The 273-nt window shown below is 41.0% G+C and carries 1 protein-coding gene; it reads left to right on the forward strand.

The window, feature by feature from the left end; translation table 11 throughout:
* The first annotated feature begins 8 nt into the window (after window positions 1–8).
* Window positions 9–158, forward strand: a complete 150-nt coding sequence (gene tssK / locus M2D63_RS25775) for a type VI secretion system baseplate subunit TssK (RefSeq protein WP_353050885.1) — start codon at window positions 9–11, stop codon at window positions 156–158.
* Window positions 159–273 lie beyond the last annotated feature (115 nt).

Below are 273 nucleotides of genomic sequence, written 5' to 3' on the forward strand. Positions count from 1 at the left end.
CAACTGCTATTCCAGTACGTTCGGGTGTGAGCTATTTTGAAATCGAACCGCATCATGAACTCTATCAACGTATGTTGGATTCAGAAACGATTTGTATTTATGTTCCGGCTGGATTCCAAGATATCAGTATTGAGCTGATTGCGGTCATGAACGCTTAAAGATAAAGGAGAGAAAAATGTCACAATCTACAGGTGCTCCTTCTTTATTTGACGATGGGCAAATTGGGACAGGGGGGAATAATAATAGCCAGTCCCAAGTAAAGTTACAGGCAAT

The organism is Pseudomonas sp. BJa5, assembly GCF_030272875.2.
Classification (GTDB): Bacteria; Pseudomonadota; Gammaproteobacteria; order Pseudomonadales; family Pseudomonadaceae; genus Aquipseudomonas.